A 14,923-nucleotide genomic window follows, 5' to 3' on the forward strand; every position below is an offset into this window, starting at 1 on the left:
TTGCGCTTGTCCTTCTTGGACTTGTCCTTCTTGGACGTGTTCTTCTTGGCCTTGTCCTTCTTCTTCTCCTGCGGGCGGACCTCCGCGTCCGCCTCCTCGGCCGTCGACGCCGCAGGCCGTGGCATCCGGGTGATGAGGGCGCGGGCATCGATCTGCTTGCGTCGACCGGGTCGCTTGCCCTCGGGTTTGCCGCCGACGTAGAGCCAGCCGAGCAGCTCCTCGTTCGCGGTGAGACCGTGCGCCTTCGCGACGGCCGTCGCGCGCGTGTAATGTCCGGTGCGCCACAGCACGCCCCACCCTGCCTCGTCGAGCAGCAGGCTCAGCACGTGCGCGACGCCCGAGGCGACGGCCTCCTGCTCCCAGCGCGGCACCTTGTCGCTCGTGCGGTAGCTCGCGACGACGGCGATGAGAAGCGGTGCGCGCAGCGGCTTGCCCGACGGCGAGGCGTCCCCCTGAGCCTCCGAGATCGCGGTGCCGAGCGCCTCGCGGTCCGCACCGCGCAGCTCGATCAGGCGCCACGGACGCAGAGAGGAGTGGTCGGCCACCCGACCGGCCGCTGCGACGAGCGGGATCAGCTCTTCGCGTGTGGGCGCCTGGTCGGTGACCTTCGACCAGGACTGCCGCGCGCGGACGGCGTCGAGTGCGGTCATGCCTCGTCTGGCGTGAAGTTCAGCGCGATCGAGTTCATGCAGTAACGGTCGCCGGTCGGCGTGCCGAACCCGTCGGGGAAGACGTGGCCCAGGTGCGAGCCGCAGTTCGCGCAGCGCACCTCGGTGCGCACCATGCCCAGGCTCGTGTCCTCGATGAGCTCGACCGCTTCGGGGCGGATCGACTCGTAGAAGCTGGGCCAGCCGCATCCGGAGTCGAACTTCGTGCCGCTCTTGAACAGCTCGGCGTCGCACGCGCCGCAGGTGTAGAGGCCGGCGCGGCCCTCGTCGAGCAGCTCGCCGGTCCAGGCGCGCTCGGTCGCGGCCTCACGCAGCACGGCGTACTGGTCGGCGCCGAGCTCCTCGCGCCACTCGTCTTCGGTCTTGTCCACGCTGTACGACATCGGTCCTCCTGGGGGTCTGCACCCATTCTCTCGCGTCCGGCGGGAGTCGGCGCGGCAGAATGGTCATATGACGGATGCCGTGCAGCAGCGTTACGCCCGTTTCGCCACGCAGGAGGCTCCGGGCCGCAGCGAACTCTATGCCGAGTGGGCCTCGGGGGTCGCCGAGGACCGGGCGATCCGCGACATCCTCGCGCGCATCCCGGACACCCGCCGGCAGCCGCCGCTCGTGTTCGCGGTCACGCGCATGCTGGGCGTGGGACTCGGGGGATACGCCGACTGGCGTGCCTTCGTGATCGCGCACGCTGAGGTGATCGTCGCGGAGTGCTCCGAGCGTCGCCTGCAGACCAACGAGCCGTTGCGGCTCGCGCCTCTGCTGCCGGTGCTGTCGGAGATCGAGGGACCGATCGCGCTGCTCGAGATCGGCGCGTCGGCAGGGCTCTGCCTCTATCCCGACCGCTACTCGTACCGGTTCGTCTCGGATGACGGACGCGTCCTCCGCGCGCTCGATCCGCACGACGGCCCGTCGACCGTGGTGCTCGAGAGCCGCGTCGCGGGCCCGCTGCCGGCGATGCGGATGCCGGAGATCGTGTGGCGCGCGGGCATCGACCTGGCTCCGCTCGATGCGCGCGATCCGCGCGACCGCGCCTGGCTGCAGGGGCTCGTGTGGCCGGGGGAGCAGGGTCGCGAGCAGCGTGTCGCCGCAGCGCTGGACATCGCGGCGGCCGATCCGCCGCTGCTGCTCGCCGGCGATGCGGGGGCGCGTCTGGACGAGCTCGTGGCGCTCGCGCCACGGGACGCGACTCTCGTGATCACGACCCCCGGTGTGCTCGTGCACATCCCGCGCGATCAGCGGACGGCACTCGTCGACCGCATCCGCTCTCTCCCGGCGCGCTGGATCACCATCGATCCGCCCGCCCTCCTGGACGTGTGGACCCCGCCCGTCCGGAGCGAGGAGTGGTCGGGCTTCGTCGTCGCGCTCGACGGGGTCCTGCGGGCGGAGGCGGACCCGCTCGGCCGGTGGTGGGAGTGGCGCACGGGCGCGGAGCCGACCGCGACGTAGTCTGAGCGCATGCGCGGAGAACTCAGCGAACGGGATCGGCAGATCCTCGCGCTCGAGACCCTGTGGCCGCGTCACGGCGGCGCCAAGGAAGAGGTCATCCGCGCACAGCTCGGCATGAGCGCCGCGCGGTACTACCAGCTCCTCGGCCGTCTGATCGAGTCGGACGACGCGCTGCAGTACGACCCGATGCTGATCGGACGGCTGCGGCGGATCCGTGACGCCCGCGCGCTCCAGCGATCGACGCGGACCCCCGGATTCGTCGGCTGAATCGCGGCGCGCCGGATGCCTCGACGGCGGAGATGAGGATGCACAGCCTCGTGCCGTTAGCATCGAGGGGTGTCTAAGCCGAACCGCGATCGATTCGACGACGTCCCCCGCTCCTCCGGACGCGTGGGCGCGCACCGCGCCGAAGCGCCGGGGATGAACGGCTGGATCGTGCTCCTGTGGTCCTTCGTGGCCGCTCTCGTTCTGATCATCGGCGGCATCTTCGGGTCTCTCGTGGTGATGGGGCGCATCACCCTCTTCCCCGAGGCCGTGCCGACCGCCACGCCCACGCCGGAGGAGACCGGCGTCATCGACACCTCGTACTCCGTGCTGATCCTCAACGCCACGGCCGACGAGGGACTCGACGAGCAGATGCGCGAGACCCTCATCAACAACGGCTGGGCGGCCGACGTCGTGTTCGCGAGCGACAGCACGAGCCAGGACTTCACCACCACCACGGTCTACTACGTGGCCGACGAGGACGAGCTCGCGGCGATCGGGCTTGCCGGGCTCATCGGCGGGGCCGACGTGCAGCAGAGCGACTTCTACCAAGCGCAGACTGCGGAAGGACAGAAGCAGCTCACCGTGGTGATCGGCCTCGACGACTCGGCGAACCCGCCCGCGAGCCCCGAGGAGACCCCGGCTCCGTAGCGCCGGCCGCAGTCCCTCCCGGCGGCTTGCACTCGATGGGGTCGAGTGCCAGAATGGCGTTAGCACTCTCTCACTCTGAGTGCTAAACCCCACGTCTACGTCCAGGAGGGACGACAAAACTCATGGCAAAGATCATCGCTTTCGATGAGGAGGCCCGCCGCGGCCTCGAGCGCGGCCTCAACATCCTCGCCGACGCCGTCAAGGTGACCCTCGGCCCGCGGGGCCGCAACGTCGTGCTCGAGAAGAAGTGGGGCGCCCCCACGATCACGAACGACGGCGTCTCGATCGCCAAGGAGATCGAGCTGGACGACCCGTACGAGAAGATCGGCGCGGAGCTCGTCAAGGAGGTCGCCAAGAAGACTGACGACGTCGCCGGCGACGGAACCACCACCGCCACCGTCCTCGCTCAGGCGCTCGTCCGCGAGGGCCTGCGCAACGTCGCGGCCGGTTCGGACCCCATCTCGCTCAAGCGCGGCATCGAGAAGGCCGTCACGGCCATCACCGACGAGCTGCTCGCCTCGGCGAAGGAGATCGACTCCAAGGAGCAGATCGCGGCCACCGCGTCCATCTCCGCCGCTGACCCGGCCATCGGCGAGCTCATCGCCGAGGCGATCGACAAGGTCGGCAAGGAAGGCGTCGTCACGGTCGAGGAGTCGCAGACCTTCGGCACCGAGCTCGAGCTCACCGAGGGCATGCGCTTCGACAAGGGCTACCTGAACCCGTACTTCGTCACGGACCCGGAGCGCCAGGAGGCCGTCTTCGAGGACCCGTACATCCTCATCGCGAACCAGAAGATCTCGAACATCAAGGACCTTCTGCCCATCGTCGACAAGGTGATCCAGGACGGCAAGGAGCTCGTCATCATCGCCGAGGACGTCGAGGGCGAGGCTCTCGCGACGCTCGTGCTGAACAAGCTCAAGGGCATCTTCAAGTCCGTCGCCGTCAAGGCTCCGGGCTTCGGCGACCGCCGCAAGGCGCAGCTGCAGGACATCGCGATCCTCACCGGCGGCCAGGTCATCACCGAAGAGGTGGGCCTCAAGCTCGAGAACGCGACGCTCGACCTCCTGGGCCGTGCGCGCAAGGTCATCGTCACCAAGGACGAGACCACGATCGTCGAGGGCGCCGGCGAGGCCGACCAGATCGAGGGACGCGTCACGCAGATCCGTCGCGAGATCGAGAACACCGACAGCGACTACGACCGTGAGAAGCTGCAGGAGCGCCTCGCGAAGCTCGCGGGTGGCGTCGCCGTCATCAAGGCGGGCGCGGCCACCGAGGTCGAGCTCAAGGAGCGCAAGCACCGCATCGAGGACGCCGTCCGCAACGCGAAGGCAGCCGTCGAGGAGGGCATCGTCCCCGGTGGTGGCGTCGCGCTGATCCAGTCCGGCACCAAGGCACTCGACGCTCTCGAGCTCTCGGGCGACGAGGCGACCGGTGCGAACATCGTGCGCGTCGCGATCGAGGCTCCGCTCAAGCAGATCGCCCTCAACGCCGGCCTCGAGCCGGGTGTCGTCGCGAACAAGGTCTCCGAGCTCCCCGCGGGCCAGGGCCTCAACGCCGCGACCGGTGAGTACGGCGACATGTTCGCACAGGGCATCATCGACCCGGCCAAGGTCACCCGCTCGGCGCTGCAGAACGCGGCATCGATCGCCGGCCTGTTCCTCACGACCGAGGCCGTCGTCGCCGACAAGCCCGAGAAGGTCGCGGCTCCCGCCGGCGACCCGACGGGTGGTATGGACTTCTGATCCCCTGAAGGGCTCCGGTCCGACAGCGGTCAGAACCCGCAACTGACAACAGAGACGTCCCGGCTTCGGCCGGGGCGTCTCTGCGTGTGCGAACAGCGCGTCGCGGGCGCTCAGCGGAAAAGCGACGCCGAGAACGCGTCGGCATCGGCGTACTGCGTCGCCGCGCTGCCGAGCGAGTGCCCGATCGATTCGAGCGACTGCTCGACGTGCAGCTGCGCGCCGCGCCACTGGTCGGCGCAGCCCTGGAAGGCGTTCGACGCCGTGCCGACCCAGCTGGACTGCAACTGCGTCAGCTGGCTCATGAGCGTCGCAGCATCCGTGCGCAGACGCTCCATGGTGGCCAGGGCGGCGGCCTGCGCGGATGCGACCGCATCGGTGTCGACGGTGAAGACGGACATGGGATCTCCTCTCGATGGAGCCTCCGACGTTACGAGAGCGCCCGGCCACGGCATCCGCTCCCTGCGCCTCCGGCCCGATGCCTGTGCACAACAGGCGCCGTGAGGAGGCGGTGAAGGAGAGATCGTGCGGGGCGGATTCAGAGGTCCAGCGGGTCGAGGGGCTGCGTGTCCTCCAGCAGATGCGCCGGAGTGGCCCGGGACGGGGCGAGCGGAAGAGTCACGGTGAAGGTGGCTCCGCCGCCCGGCGTCTCCGAGACGGCGACGCTGCCGTGCAGCGCCTTCACGATCGAGGCGACGATCGCCAGCCCGAGCCCCGATCCTCCGGTCTCCCGCGCGCGCGAGGTGTCGGCGCGCCAGAACCGCTCGAAGATCTGCTCGCGGATCTGCGGGGGGATCCCCTCGCCGTGATCCACGATCGAGATGCTGCCGGTTCCGCGCACACGGTCCGCGTCGACGATGATCTCGAGCGGGCTCTCCGGCGGCGAGAACCGGCGGGCGTTGCCCAACAGGTTCGTGACCACCTGCCGCACCTTGTTCTCCTCGCCGAGCACGATCGGCGGTGTGCGGACGGGGATGTCGGTCGCCTCGGTGAAGTCGATCGCCGGCACCTGGGCGGAGGGCGTGCGCGAACGTCGACGGAGGCGGCCGAGGGCACCGAGGGAACGGGCGGCGCGCGGTGCGGGACTCGGCCCCTCGGGAAGGATCGGGTTCGAGCGGGTGGTCACGTCGATCAGGGGAGCCTCGACGGTGCGGTCGATGACGGTGACGGTGCGCGCCGGCGCCGCGACACGCAGGTCCAGGGCGGCGTCGCGGGCGATCGGGCGAAGGTCCAGCGCCTCGATCTCGGGTTCGCGCTCCTCGTCGAGGCGGGCCAGCGCGAGGAGGTCCTCGACGAGCACGCCCATCCGGATCGCCTCCTTCTCGATGCGCTCCATCGCCCGGGCGGTGTCCTCCTCGCCCTTGATCGCGCCCATCCGGTACAGCTCGGCGTAGCCGCGGACGCTCACGAGCGGGGTGCGCAGCTCGTGGCTCGCGTCGCCGATGAAGCGTCGCATGTGCTGCACGGTGCGGTCCCGCTGCGCGAGCGAGCCGTCGACCCGGTCGAGCATCGTGTTGATGGCGTAGTTCAGACGCCCCACCTCGGTGGTGGGCTCGAGATCCGTGAGTCTCTGGCTGAAGTCCCCGGCAGCGATCGACATCGCCGTCGACTCGACCTGCCCCAACCGGCGGAACGTCAGCGTCACGAGGCCGCGCGTGAGGAGCGCGGCGATGAGGATCGTGACGAGAGCGACGGTGACGTAGATGCCGAAGAACTGGCTGATGATGCGATCCGCGTAGTCGAGGGGCATCGCGACCATCTGTATGCGCAGCGCCCCACCGCCTTCGCCGGGGAACAGGGCCACCGCCGCGCGGAAGCTCGACCCCTTCGTGCCGTCGAGCGAGAACACGCTGTCGGTGTTGTTCTGCGCGTCGAGAAGCGTGTACGTCGACGGGAACAGCGGGGTGCCGTTCGCCGAACTCCCGGTCGTGGCCTGCAGCACGCCCTCGCCGTCGTAGATCGCGACGAAGAAGTCGCGCGGGGATTCGCGCGCCGTGTAGACGGTCTTGTCGTCCTCGGTCGAGACGTCGAAGTACCGCGGTGCGAGGTCGGTCGCCACCAGGGCGGGCAGCTGGCCCTCGATGTTGCCGACGATAGAGGTGCGGAGGATCGGCACCGTGCCGAGCCCGGCGACGAGAAGTCCGAGCGCGAGCACCGCGACGGTGACTCCCGTGACCTTCGCGCGCAGGCTGATCGCGCGCCACCAGCGGGTGACCGCGTCGGGCTTGTGCGCCATGCGGTCCTCCCTCCGGTCACGCGCGGTGCGACGACGGCCCGCCGTCGTCGGCGAGACCTACTTGCCGACCTTGAGCATGTAGCCGAAGCCGCGCTTGGTCTGGATGACCGATTCCTCGGTGTGCGGGTCGATCTTGCGGCGCAGGTACGAGATGTAGCTCTCGACGATGCCGGCGTCGCCGTTGAAGTCGTACTCCCACACGTGGTCGAGGATCTGCGCCTTCGACAGCACGCGGTTCGGGTTGAGCATCAGGTAGCGCAGGAGCTTGAACTCGGTCGGGCTGAGCTCGATCGGCTCCTTGCCGACGTGCACGTCGTGCGTGTCCTGGTCCATCGACAGCTCGCCGGCGCGGATGATCGACTCCTCGTCGGCCTGCATCGTGCGACGGAGGATGGCCTGTGCGCGCGCGACGATCTCGTCGAGGCTGAACGGCTTCGTGACGTAGTCGTCGCCGCCGGCGTTCAGGCCCTCGATCTTGTCGTCGGTGCCGTCCTTGGCGGTGAGGAACAGGATCGGCGCCGTGAAGCCCGCGCCGCGGAGGCGCTTGGTCACGCTGAAGCCGTTCATGTCCGGGAGCATGACGTCGAGGATGATGAGGTCCGGCTCCTCCTCGAGCACCGCCGAGATCGTGGCGGCGCCGTTGGCCACCGTCTTCACCTGGAACCCGGCGAAGCTCAGCCCCGTGGAGAGGAGGTCGCGGATGTTCGGCTCGTCGTCGACGACCAGGATGCGCGCATCAGTCATGACCCCATTATGGTGACTCCGGCCATGCGGATGCTGACTATTCGTCGGAGCGGCGGTCAGGCCGCGATGGCATCCGCATCCACGATGGTGTAGCTGTAACCCTGTTCGGCGAGGAAGCGCTGGCGGTTCTGCGCGTAGTCCTGGTCGATCGTGTCGCGCGCCACGAGCGTGTAGAAGCTCGCCGTGTGGCCGGACTGCTTGGGCCGCAGGAGGCGTCCCAAGCGCTGAGCCTCCTCCTGTCGCGAGCCGAAGGACCCGGACACCTGGATCGCGACCGAGGCCTCGGGGAGGTCGATCGAGAAGTTGGCGACCTTCGACACCACGAGCAGCTGGATCTCGCCCTCGCGGAACTGCCGGTACAGCTCCTCGCGCTCGTCGACCGGGGTGGCCCCGGTGATCTGCGGCGCGTTCAGCGCCTCGGACAGCGTGTCGAGCTGGTCGAGGTACTGGCCGATCACGAGGATCTGCTCATCGGGATGCTTCGCGATCAGTTCCCGTACCGCGTCGATCTTCGCGGGGGCGGAGGCGGCGAGCCGATAGCGCTCGTCGTCGGTGGCTGCCGCGTACTCCAGCCGGTCGTCCGGCGGAAGGTCCACGCGCACCTCGTAGCAGACCGCGGGGGAGATGAACCCCTGCGCCTCGATCTGCTTCCAGGGGGCGTCGAAGCGCTTGGGCCCGATCAGGCTGAACACATCGCCCTCGCGGCCGTCCTCACGCACGAGAGTGGCGGTGAGTCCGATGCGACGGCGCGCCTGCAGGTCGGCGGTGAGCTTGAAGACCGGGGCGGGGAGCAGGTGTACCTCGTCGTAGACGATGAGGCCCCAGTCGAGGGCGTCCAGCAGCGCGAGGTGCGCGTACTGGCCCTTCCGCTTGGCCGTGAGGATCTGGTAGGTCGCGATCGTGACGGGCTTGACCTCCTTGGCCTGGCCCGAGTACTCGCCGATCTCCTCCGGGGTGAGGCTCGTGCGCTTGAGGAGCTCGTCGCGCCACTGGCGCGCCGACACCGTGTTGGTCACCAGGATCAGGGTGGTCGTCTTGGTGGCGGCCATGGCACCCGCTCCCACGATCGTCTTGCCCGCACCGCAGGGGAGTACGACGACGCCAGAGCCGTCCTTCGAGAACGCGTCGACCGCATCCTGCTGGTACGGGCGGATCTGCCAGGCGCCCTCGTCGAGCTCGATCTCGTGCGGGGTGCCGGGGGTGTACCCGGCGAGGTCCTCGGCCGGCCAGCCGATCTTGAGCAGCTCCTGCTTGATCTGCCCGCGTGCCCACGCGTCGACGACGTACGTCTCGGGGGACGGGTGGCCGATCAGCAGCGGCTGGATGCGCTTGTTGTTCGCGACCTGGGTGAGCACGGCGGGGTCGGTCGAGCGGAGGATCAGCACGCCCTCGTCGTCGCGCTCGATCACGAGGCGTCCGTAGCGGTTCACGGTCTCGCGCAGGTCGACCGCGACGGACGGCGGGACGGGGAAGCGCGACCAGCGGTCGAGGGTCTCGAGCATGTCCTCGGCGGTGTGCCCGGCGGCACGGGCGTTCCAGAGCCCGAGGCGCGTGATCCGGTACGTGTGGATGTGCTCGGGGGCACGCTCGAGCTCGGCGAAGATCGCGAGTTCGTGGCGGGCGCTCTCGGCATCCGCGTGGGCGACCTCGAGCAGCACGGTGCGATCGCTCTGGACGATCAGGGGGCCATCAGACATAGCAGACCAGTTTACCGGGCGTTCCCGAGGTCGGGGCGAGCGCGGTCACGGTGCGATCACGGTAGCGGAGCGGATGCTCGAGACCGGGAGGGTCCGCTCGACGTCGGCCGCGCGATCGCGGCCCCGCAGGCGGCCGCCGCCGAGGCCGGTGGCCTCGAGCACGAGATCGCGGCTCGAGCCGTCCGGCATCCCCACGGTCACGCGGAGCACCGCCTTGGCGCGCACTGCCGCTTCGAGCTCGCGGTCGAGCCAGGCGGCGTCGGCGTCCGGCCCCTGATGCGAGCGCAGTGCGGCGATGAGTGCGGCGTGATCCGGCGTGCTCGGCGCAACGGCCACGGCGGGATGCCGCTCGCCGGCGATCGCGGTGCCGTGCTCGTCCACGAGCGTCGCCGGATAGCGCGCGTCCGTGAGCGCCCAGTACACGGTGTCGCGGCCGACGCGGGTCGTCAGCGACTCGACGTGCGCCGTCAGCGCGAGCGGGCGCAGTGCCTGGTCGACGGCCATCGCCCTGATGAGGTTCTGGTCGACGCTCTCGATGCGCGTGCGCCCGGTCTCCTCGTCGGTCGACACGCGCACGAGGCCGTGGCGCTGGGAGGTCTGCGTCACGAGATAGCGGAGCGGCTGCGGGATGCCGGTGAGCGAGATCTCCTCGAGGAACGACACGATCGACTCCTCGGTCTCCCCCTGGACGAGCGCGTGCGCGATCGACTCCGGAGTGAACCGGTACGTCGACGCCTGCGCGGCGGACTCGCGTGCCGCGATCGTGCGCAGCCGAACGTCGAGAGCCGGAGCGAGGGGGCCCGGCGAGATCGCGCTGAGGTCGTTCTGCAGGAAGATGCGGTCGACCTCGGCAGGCAGGTGGCTCACGAGGGCCGACGGATCCGCCGCCGCGCCGGAGCGGAGCGGCCGGGTCCAGGCGGGCTCCGAGCCGTCGTCGGCGATCAGTCCCAGCAGCCTGGCGTGCTCTCGCAGCGCCGCGGCGCGCTCACGCCACGCGGGGTCCCAGGGGTGCGCGTCATCCCAGGCGGAGGTCGGGATCCAGCCCTGATCGGCGGAGCGCACACCCCGCGGGAGACCGTCTCGGAATGCGGTCGCGAGCTGCGACCACCGCTCCGCGGCGGAGGCGCGCAACCAGCGCTCCGCGGGCTCCGTGGTGTGCAGACGCCGATCGTGGCCCACCACGAGTCCCGCGGTGGACGCGATCGCGAGCATGTCGTCGAGTTGCTCGGCGGGGAGACCCTGCTCGGCGAGCTGACGCTTCTCGCCGGCGTTCAGAGCCCCGCCGCTGAGCAGGGCAAGCGGGCGTTCGCGGGTGAGCATCAGGAGGTCTGCGACGGTCGCGACGGTCGTGAAGGCCCGCTCGGCCGCGTGCGCCGCGGCGGAGTCGGACGAGGCTCCGGGTGCCGTCGAGTCGGCGGCCGGCGGCGCGGGACGGTCGCCCAGCGCCGCCACGACGGGCGGTGCCGCCGAGCCGTCCGGTCGCAGGAGCGCGAGCCGCCGCAGGGTCGCGACGGCCGCGGCATCCGCGTCGGCTGGTGCTCCGCCGTCGGCGATCCGGCGCAGCGCGTCGGCCTCCGCGTGCGTGAGGGAGGGGAGCGCGCGCGAGACCGAGCCAGGATCGAGCAGGGCCTCCGCGGCGTCGAAGAAATCCTGCCATCCGGCGTCGGCGCGCACTCCGCGTGCCGCGAACAGGGCCGCGAGCTCGGCATCGCTCGCAGCGGCCAGCCAGTCGGCCAGCGGGCGGGCGTGCGTGCTCATGCCGGGGGTCCTCAGGGCCGCGACGCGCGGCCCTTCCGGATGAAGCTCATCGCGAGCAGCACGATGATCATCACGAAGGCCAACGGGAGGCCCCAGTAGGGGATGGCCGCGACGACGGGCCAGACGCCCGCCCCGAAGTCCTCCTGCTGCATGCCCACCGCGGTGCCGATGATGATCGCGAAGAAGCACACGATGGATGCCGCGGCGAGGCCGAGCGCCGTGAACGCCAGGACGCGATCGATGCGACGGACGGGAACCTCCGGTTCCGGACTCTGGGTGCTCATCCGTCTCAGCCTAGCCGTTGGGCGGCGCAGGCGGATCCGCGGCGTGACCGGGGATCGCCCGTCACGGCCCGCATCCGAGGGGCCTCCGACCGGTAGGCTGGTGGGGCCGCATCCCGTGCGGCGATCCAGCTCCACACCGACTCAGCGAGGTTTCTCCCATGCCCACCGGCAAGGTCAGGTTCTACGACGAAGACAAGGGTTTCGGCTTCATCGCCTCCGATGACGGCCAGGACGTCTTCCTGCATGCCTCGGCGATGCCCGCCGGCACGGCCGTGAAGGCCGGCGCTCGGGTCGAGTTCGGTGTCGCCGACGGCAAGCGCGGTCTGCAGGCGCTGTCGGTGCGCGTGCTCGAGGCGCCGCCCAGCCTGTCGAAGGCCAAGCGCAAGCCCGCCGACGACATGGCGATCATCGTCGAGGACCTGGTGAAGCTCCTCGACGGCATCGGCGGCGACCTGCGCCGCGGTCGCTATCCGTCCTCCGGTCACGGTCGCAAGATCGCGGCCGTCCTGCGCAAGGTCGCCGATGACCTCGAAGCCTGACGTCGACCCGCGTCTCGTCGAGGCGCACGATCTCGCACTCGAGGCCCTGCGCGAGATCACCCCCGAGTCCACCATCGGACCCGCAGCCGGCTATCTCCCCGAGGAGGACGGCTCGGTCTCCCTGCGTTTCGAGAACCGGCTCGCGGGCTACCCCGGCTGGTACTGGACGGTGACGGTGGCGCGCGTCGACGACGAGGAGCCGACCGTGCTCGAGGTCGAGCTCCTGCCCGGTGACGGCGCGCTCCTGGCGCCGGAGTGGGTGCCGTGGGCCGAGCGGCTGGCCGAGTACCGTGCGCACCAGGCGGAGCTCGCCGAGCAGGCCGCGGCTGTCGCCGCCGCCGACGACGAGAGCGCCGAGGACGACGTCGACGACGAGGACGAGATCGACGACGAGATCGACGATATCGACGAGGACGAGGATGAGGATCTCGAGGACGACTCCGAGGAGGACGACGACCTCGACGACGACGAAGCCGACGATGATCTCGACGATGAGCTGACGAGCGAGCCGCGCCCCGTGCACGGTGGCGACCTCGACGGCGTGGACATCGACGAGCTCGACGACTCCGCCGACGACTCGGATGACGACGACGACTCGGAAGACCAGGCCGATTCCGACGACGACTCGGATGACGACGACGACTCCGCAGATGACTCGGATGATGCCGACTCCGCGGATGACTCGGATGACGACGCCGATTCCGACGACGATTCGGAAGAGCTCGTTTCCGACGACGATGAGTGAGTCTCCGCGAGAGCGAATCGGACGATCAATGAGAAGAGGAGGCCGCGCGATCGCGCGGCCTCCTCTTCTCGTCTGCGGACGCGTTGGTCAGGCGTCCCGGTTCTCCAACACGAAGTCGAGTGCCCGGGTGAGCTGACGGACGTCGTCCGGGTCGATCGACACGAAGGTCGCGACGCGGAGCTGGTTGCGGCCGAGCTTGCGGTACGGCTCGGTGTCGACGATGCCGTTCGCGCGCAGGGTCTTCGCGATCGCTGCGGCGTCGACCGACTCGTCGAAGTCGATCGTGACGACGACGGGGGAGCGGTCCGCGGGGTCGGCCACGAACGGCGTCGCCACGTCGGAGGCCGTCGCCCAGTCGTACAGGATGCCGGAGGACTCGGCGGTTCGCGCGCCCGCCCAGGCGAGTCCGCCGTTCGCGAGGATCCAGCTCAGCTGGCTGTCGAGCAGGTGCAGCGTGGTCAGGGCCGGGGTGTTGAGGGTCTGGTTCAGGCGCGAGTTGTCCACGGCGTTCTTCAGGCTGAGGAACTCGGGGATGTAGCGGTCGGAGGCCGCGATGCGCTCGATGCGCTCGATCGCGGCCGGGGACACGGCCGCGAACCACAGCCCGCCGTCGGAGCCCAGGTTCTTCTGCGGGGCGAAGTAGTAGACGTCGGCCTGCGCGGCGTCGAAGTCGATGCCGCCGGCGGCGCTCGTCGCATCGATCACCGTGAGCGCCCCCTCCGCGGCCACGCGCGAGATCGGTGCGCTGACACCCGTGGAGGTCTCGTTGTGCGGCCATGCGTAGACGTCGACGTCGGGGAGGACCTCGGCCACGGTGCGCGTGCCCGGCTCGGCCTTGCGCACGTCGGGGGCGGTGAGCCACGGAGCGGCGGCCGCGGCGGCGAACTTGCCGCCGAACTCGCCGAACACGAGGTTCTGGCTACGGCGTTCGATGAGGCCGAAGGCCGCGGCATCCCAGAATGCGGTGGATCCGCCGTTGCCGACGATGATCTCGTACCCCTCGGGGAGGCGGAACAATGCGGCTAGCTGCTCGCGGACGCTGCCGACAAGGTTCTTCACCGGCGCCTGTCGGTGCGAGGTCCCGAGGAGGGTGGGGCCCGCGGCGAGCAGTGCGTCGAGCTGCTCGGGGCGCACCTTCGATGGGCCGCATCCGAAGCGGCCGTCGACGGGCAGGAGGTCACGGGGAATCTCGATCGGCATGCGTCGATTCTAGGCCGTGCCCCGCGCGGTGTCGGCCGCGTGACGCCCCGATGTCCGTGCGGGAATGTAGGCTTGCCTAAGAAGACCCGGAGGGCGACATGACCGACTTGATCGACACCACGGAGATGTACCTCCGAACCATCCTCGAGCTCGAGGAGGAGAACATCGTGCCGCTGCGCGCACGGATCTCCGAGCGCCTCGGCCACTCGGGGCCCACGGTCTCGCAGACGGTCGGCCGCATGGAGCGCGACGGCCTCGTGGTCGTCTCCGAGGACCGCACGCTCGAGCTCACCGACTCGGGCCGTCGTAAGGCCGTCGACGTGATGCGCAAGCACCGTCTCGCCGAGCGTCTGCTGTCCGACGTGATCGGGCTCGACTGGGCATTCGTGCACGACGAGGCGTGCCGGTGGGAGCACGTCATGAGCGAGCAGGTCGAGCGTCGTCTCGTCGAGCTGCTCGGCCACCCGACCGAGTCGCCCTACGGCAACCCGATCCCCGGTCTCGATCAGCTGGGCGACGCCCCCGCCCGCACGTTCGACGAGGGCGTCATCGGCCTCGTCCAGAAGCTCAACGCCGCGGGCGCCCCAATCGAGGGGACCGTGCGTCGCCTGGCCGAGCCCGCGCAGGTCGACCCGGAGCTCCTCGAGCAGCTCCGCGACGCCGGAGTGGTGCCGGGCGCCAAGGGCGACTACCGCTTCAACGAGGGATACGTCCTGATCCAGATGGAGGGCAAGGACGACGGTCTCGAACTGCCCGTCGAGCTCGCCTCGCACATCTTCCTCGTGGGCGAACCCGCCTGATCCTCCGGGTCGTGACCGCACTGTCCGGCGATTGCCAGGTTCACAGGGTGACAGGACCGTTATCTTCCGGTAACCTCGGACGGGTCGTCGGCGAGAAGCCCGCGGACGATACCCCTGGGGATTCGCCTTTCCGGCTCGTCGTCCTCGCGGGTGGA

General features: G+C 69.9%; 15 protein-coding genes and 1 pseudogene. 7 read left to right on the top strand and 9 right to left on the bottom strand.

What is annotated here, in order from left to right; all coding sequences use genetic code 11:
• Window positions 1–119: 119 nt before the first annotated feature.
• Together MRBLMX7_RS15480 and msrB are read right to left on the bottom strand one after the other, a co-directional pair.
• Window positions 120–650: pseudogene (locus MRBLMX7_RS15480) on the bottom strand (nitroreductase family protein); the annotation flags it as partial.
• Complete coding sequence (gene msrB / locus MRBLMX7_RS15485) at window positions 647–1,051, bottom strand: peptide-methionine (R)-S-oxide reductase MsrB (RefSeq protein ID WP_050722651.1); 405 nt, start codon at window positions 1,049–1,051, stop codon at window positions 647–649. The gene msrB and the pseudogene MRBLMX7_RS15480, both read right to left, overlap by 4 nt.
• A gap of 67 nt (window positions 1,052–1,118) precedes the next feature.
• Between msrB and MRBLMX7_RS15490 the strand changes: the two genes are divergently transcribed.
• From MRBLMX7_RS15490 to groL, 4 genes are all read left to right on the top strand, one after another.
• The gene (locus MRBLMX7_RS15490; RefSeq protein WP_363369816.1) at window positions 1,119–2,111 is read left to right on the top strand and encodes a DUF2332 domain-containing protein; all 993 of its coding nucleotides are present in this window, start codon (window positions 1,119–1,121) and stop codon (window positions 2,109–2,111) included.
• A 9-nt stretch (window positions 2,112–2,120) separates the two neighbouring features.
• Window positions 2,121–2,378, top strand: coding sequence for a DUF3263 domain-containing protein (locus MRBLMX7_RS15495; protein WP_363369818.1), 258 nt, complete (start codon window positions 2,121–2,123; stop codon window positions 2,376–2,378).
• A 69-nt stretch (window positions 2,379–2,447) separates the two neighbouring features.
• Window positions 2,448–3,026, top strand: a complete 579-nt coding sequence (locus MRBLMX7_RS15500) for a LytR C-terminal domain-containing protein (RefSeq protein WP_363369820.1) — start codon at window positions 2,448–2,450, stop codon at window positions 3,024–3,026.
• A gap of 122 nt (window positions 3,027–3,148) precedes the next feature.
• Window positions 3,149–4,768 (top strand): chaperonin GroEL, encoded by a 1,620-nt coding sequence (gene groL, locus MRBLMX7_RS15505; protein ID WP_363369822.1) that lies wholly within the window; start codon window positions 3,149–3,151, stop codon window positions 4,766–4,768.
• Between the two features lie 110 nt (window positions 4,769–4,878).
• Here the strand turns inward: groL and MRBLMX7_RS15510 are convergent, their stop codons facing one another.
• The 6 genes from MRBLMX7_RS15510 to MRBLMX7_RS15535 all read right to left on the bottom strand — a co-directional run bounded on the left by MRBLMX7_RS15510 (window position 4,879) and on the right by MRBLMX7_RS15535 (window position 11,484).
• The gene (locus MRBLMX7_RS15510) at window positions 4,879–5,166 is read right to left on the bottom strand and encodes a WXG100 family type VII secretion target (RefSeq protein ID WP_050722655.1); all 288 of its coding nucleotides are present in this window, start codon (window positions 5,164–5,166) and stop codon (window positions 4,879–4,881) included.
• A gap of 137 nt (window positions 5,167–5,303) precedes the next feature.
• The gene (locus tag MRBLMX7_RS15515) at window positions 5,304–7,001 is read right to left on the bottom strand and encodes a sensor histidine kinase (RefSeq protein ID WP_363369824.1); all 1,698 of its coding nucleotides are present in this window, start codon (window positions 6,999–7,001) and stop codon (window positions 5,304–5,306) included.
• Window positions 7,002–7,058: 57 nt separating this feature from the next.
• On the bottom strand, window positions 7,059–7,745 hold the full coding sequence (locus tag MRBLMX7_RS15520) for a response regulator transcription factor (protein WP_096714949.1): 687 nt from the start codon (window positions 7,743–7,745) through the stop codon (window positions 7,059–7,061).
• Between the two features lie 56 nt (window positions 7,746–7,801).
• Window positions 7,802–9,442 carry a DNA repair helicase XPB gene (locus MRBLMX7_RS15525; RefSeq protein WP_363369827.1) on the bottom strand — a complete coding sequence of 547 codons (1,641 nt, stop codon included), beginning with the start codon at window positions 9,440–9,442 and terminating at the stop codon, window positions 7,802–7,804.
• Between the two features lie 45 nt (window positions 9,443–9,487).
• Window positions 9,488–11,200, bottom strand: coding sequence for a helicase-associated domain-containing protein (locus MRBLMX7_RS15530; protein ID WP_363369829.1), 1,713 nt, complete (start codon window positions 11,198–11,200; stop codon window positions 9,488–9,490).
• A gap of 11 nt (window positions 11,201–11,211) precedes the next feature.
• Window positions 11,212–11,484, bottom strand: coding sequence for a multidrug ABC transporter ATPase (locus MRBLMX7_RS15535; RefSeq protein WP_363369833.1), 273 nt, complete (start codon window positions 11,482–11,484; stop codon window positions 11,212–11,214).
• A 158-nt stretch (window positions 11,485–11,642) separates the two neighbouring features.
• On the opposite strand from MRBLMX7_RS15535, the gene MRBLMX7_RS15540 reads away from it, so the two are divergent.
• Both MRBLMX7_RS15540 and MRBLMX7_RS15545 read left to right on the top strand, forming a co-directional pair.
• Window positions 11,643–12,023: a cold-shock protein gene (locus tag MRBLMX7_RS15540; RefSeq protein ID WP_050722660.1), complete on the top strand. Its 381-nt coding sequence runs from the start codon at window positions 11,643–11,645 to the stop codon at window positions 12,021–12,023.
• Complete coding sequence (locus MRBLMX7_RS15545) at window positions 12,007–12,768, top strand: DUF3027 domain-containing protein (protein WP_363369835.1); 762 nt, start codon at window positions 12,007–12,009, stop codon at window positions 12,766–12,768. Before MRBLMX7_RS15540 ends, MRBLMX7_RS15545 begins: the two co-directional genes overlap by 17 nt.
• 87 nt (window positions 12,769–12,855) lie before the next feature.
• Here MRBLMX7_RS15545 and serC read toward each other — a convergent pair whose 3' ends face one another.
• Complete coding sequence (gene serC, locus MRBLMX7_RS15550) at window positions 12,856–13,968, bottom strand: phosphoserine transaminase (RefSeq protein WP_363369837.1); 1,113 nt, start codon at window positions 13,966–13,968, stop codon at window positions 12,856–12,858.
• Window positions 13,969–14,066: 98 nt separating this feature from the next.
• Here serC and MRBLMX7_RS15555 point away from each other — a divergent pair, with 98 nt between their 5' ends.
• Entirely contained in the window at window positions 14,067–14,768 is a 702-nt protein-coding gene (locus tag MRBLMX7_RS15555) for a metal-dependent transcriptional regulator (RefSeq protein ID WP_363369839.1), read from the top strand.
• The last annotated feature ends 155 nt before the right edge of the window (window positions 14,769–14,923 follow it).

Source organism: Microbacterium sp. LMX7-1.2 (assembly GCF_040675935.1).
In the GTDB taxonomy this organism is placed as follows: Bacteria; Actinomycetota; Actinomycetes; order Actinomycetales; family Microbacteriaceae; genus Microbacterium.

Excerpts from the sequence above, each read along its gene's own strand:
- MRBLMX7_RS15535 (WP_363369833.1), bottom strand. The coding sequence starts at position 11,484 with ATGAGCACCCAGAGTCCGGAACCGGAGGTTCCCGTCCGTCGCATCGAT.
- MRBLMX7_RS15510 (WP_050722655.1), bottom strand. The coding sequence starts at position 5,166 with ATGTCCGTCTTCACCGTCGACACCGATGCGGTCGCATCCGCGCAGGCC.
- MRBLMX7_RS15490 (WP_363369816.1), top strand. The coding sequence starts at position 1,119 with ATGACGGATGCCGTGCAGCAGCGTTACGCCCGTTTCGCCACGCAGGAG.
- MRBLMX7_RS15545 (WP_363369835.1), top strand. The coding sequence starts at position 12,007 with ATGACCTCGAAGCCTGACGTCGACCCGCGTCTCGTCGAGGCGCACGAT.
- MRBLMX7_RS15555 (WP_363369839.1), top strand. The coding sequence starts at position 14,067 with ATGACCGACTTGATCGACACCACGGAGATGTACCTCCGAACCATCCTC.
- MRBLMX7_RS15495 (WP_363369818.1), top strand. The coding sequence starts at position 2,121 with ATGCGCGGAGAACTCAGCGAACGGGATCGGCAGATCCTCGCGCTCGAG.
- MRBLMX7_RS15520 (WP_096714949.1), bottom strand. The coding sequence starts at position 7,745 with ATGACTGATGCGCGCATCCTGGTCGTCGACGACGAGCCGAACATCCGC.
- serC (WP_363369837.1), bottom strand. The coding sequence starts at position 13,968 with ATGCCGATCGAGATTCCCCGTGACCTCCTGCCCGTCGACGGCCGCTTC.
- MRBLMX7_RS15540 (WP_050722660.1), top strand. The coding sequence starts at position 11,643 with ATGCCCACCGGCAAGGTCAGGTTCTACGACGAAGACAAGGGTTTCGGC.
- msrB (WP_050722651.1), bottom strand. The coding sequence starts at position 1,051 with ATGTCGTACAGCGTGGACAAGACCGAAGACGAGTGGCGCGAGGAGCTC.
- MRBLMX7_RS15515 (WP_363369824.1), bottom strand. The coding sequence starts at position 7,001 with ATGGCGCACAAGCCCGACGCGGTCACCCGCTGGTGGCGCGCGATCAGC.
- MRBLMX7_RS15530 (WP_363369829.1), bottom strand. The coding sequence starts at position 11,200 with ATGAGCACGCACGCCCGCCCGCTGGCCGACTGGCTGGCCGCTGCGAGC.
- MRBLMX7_RS15525 (WP_363369827.1), bottom strand. The coding sequence starts at position 9,442 with ATGTCTGATGGCCCCCTGATCGTCCAGAGCGATCGCACCGTGCTGCTC.
- groL (WP_363369822.1), top strand. The coding sequence starts at position 3,149 with ATGGCAAAGATCATCGCTTTCGATGAGGAGGCCCGCCGCGGCCTCGAG.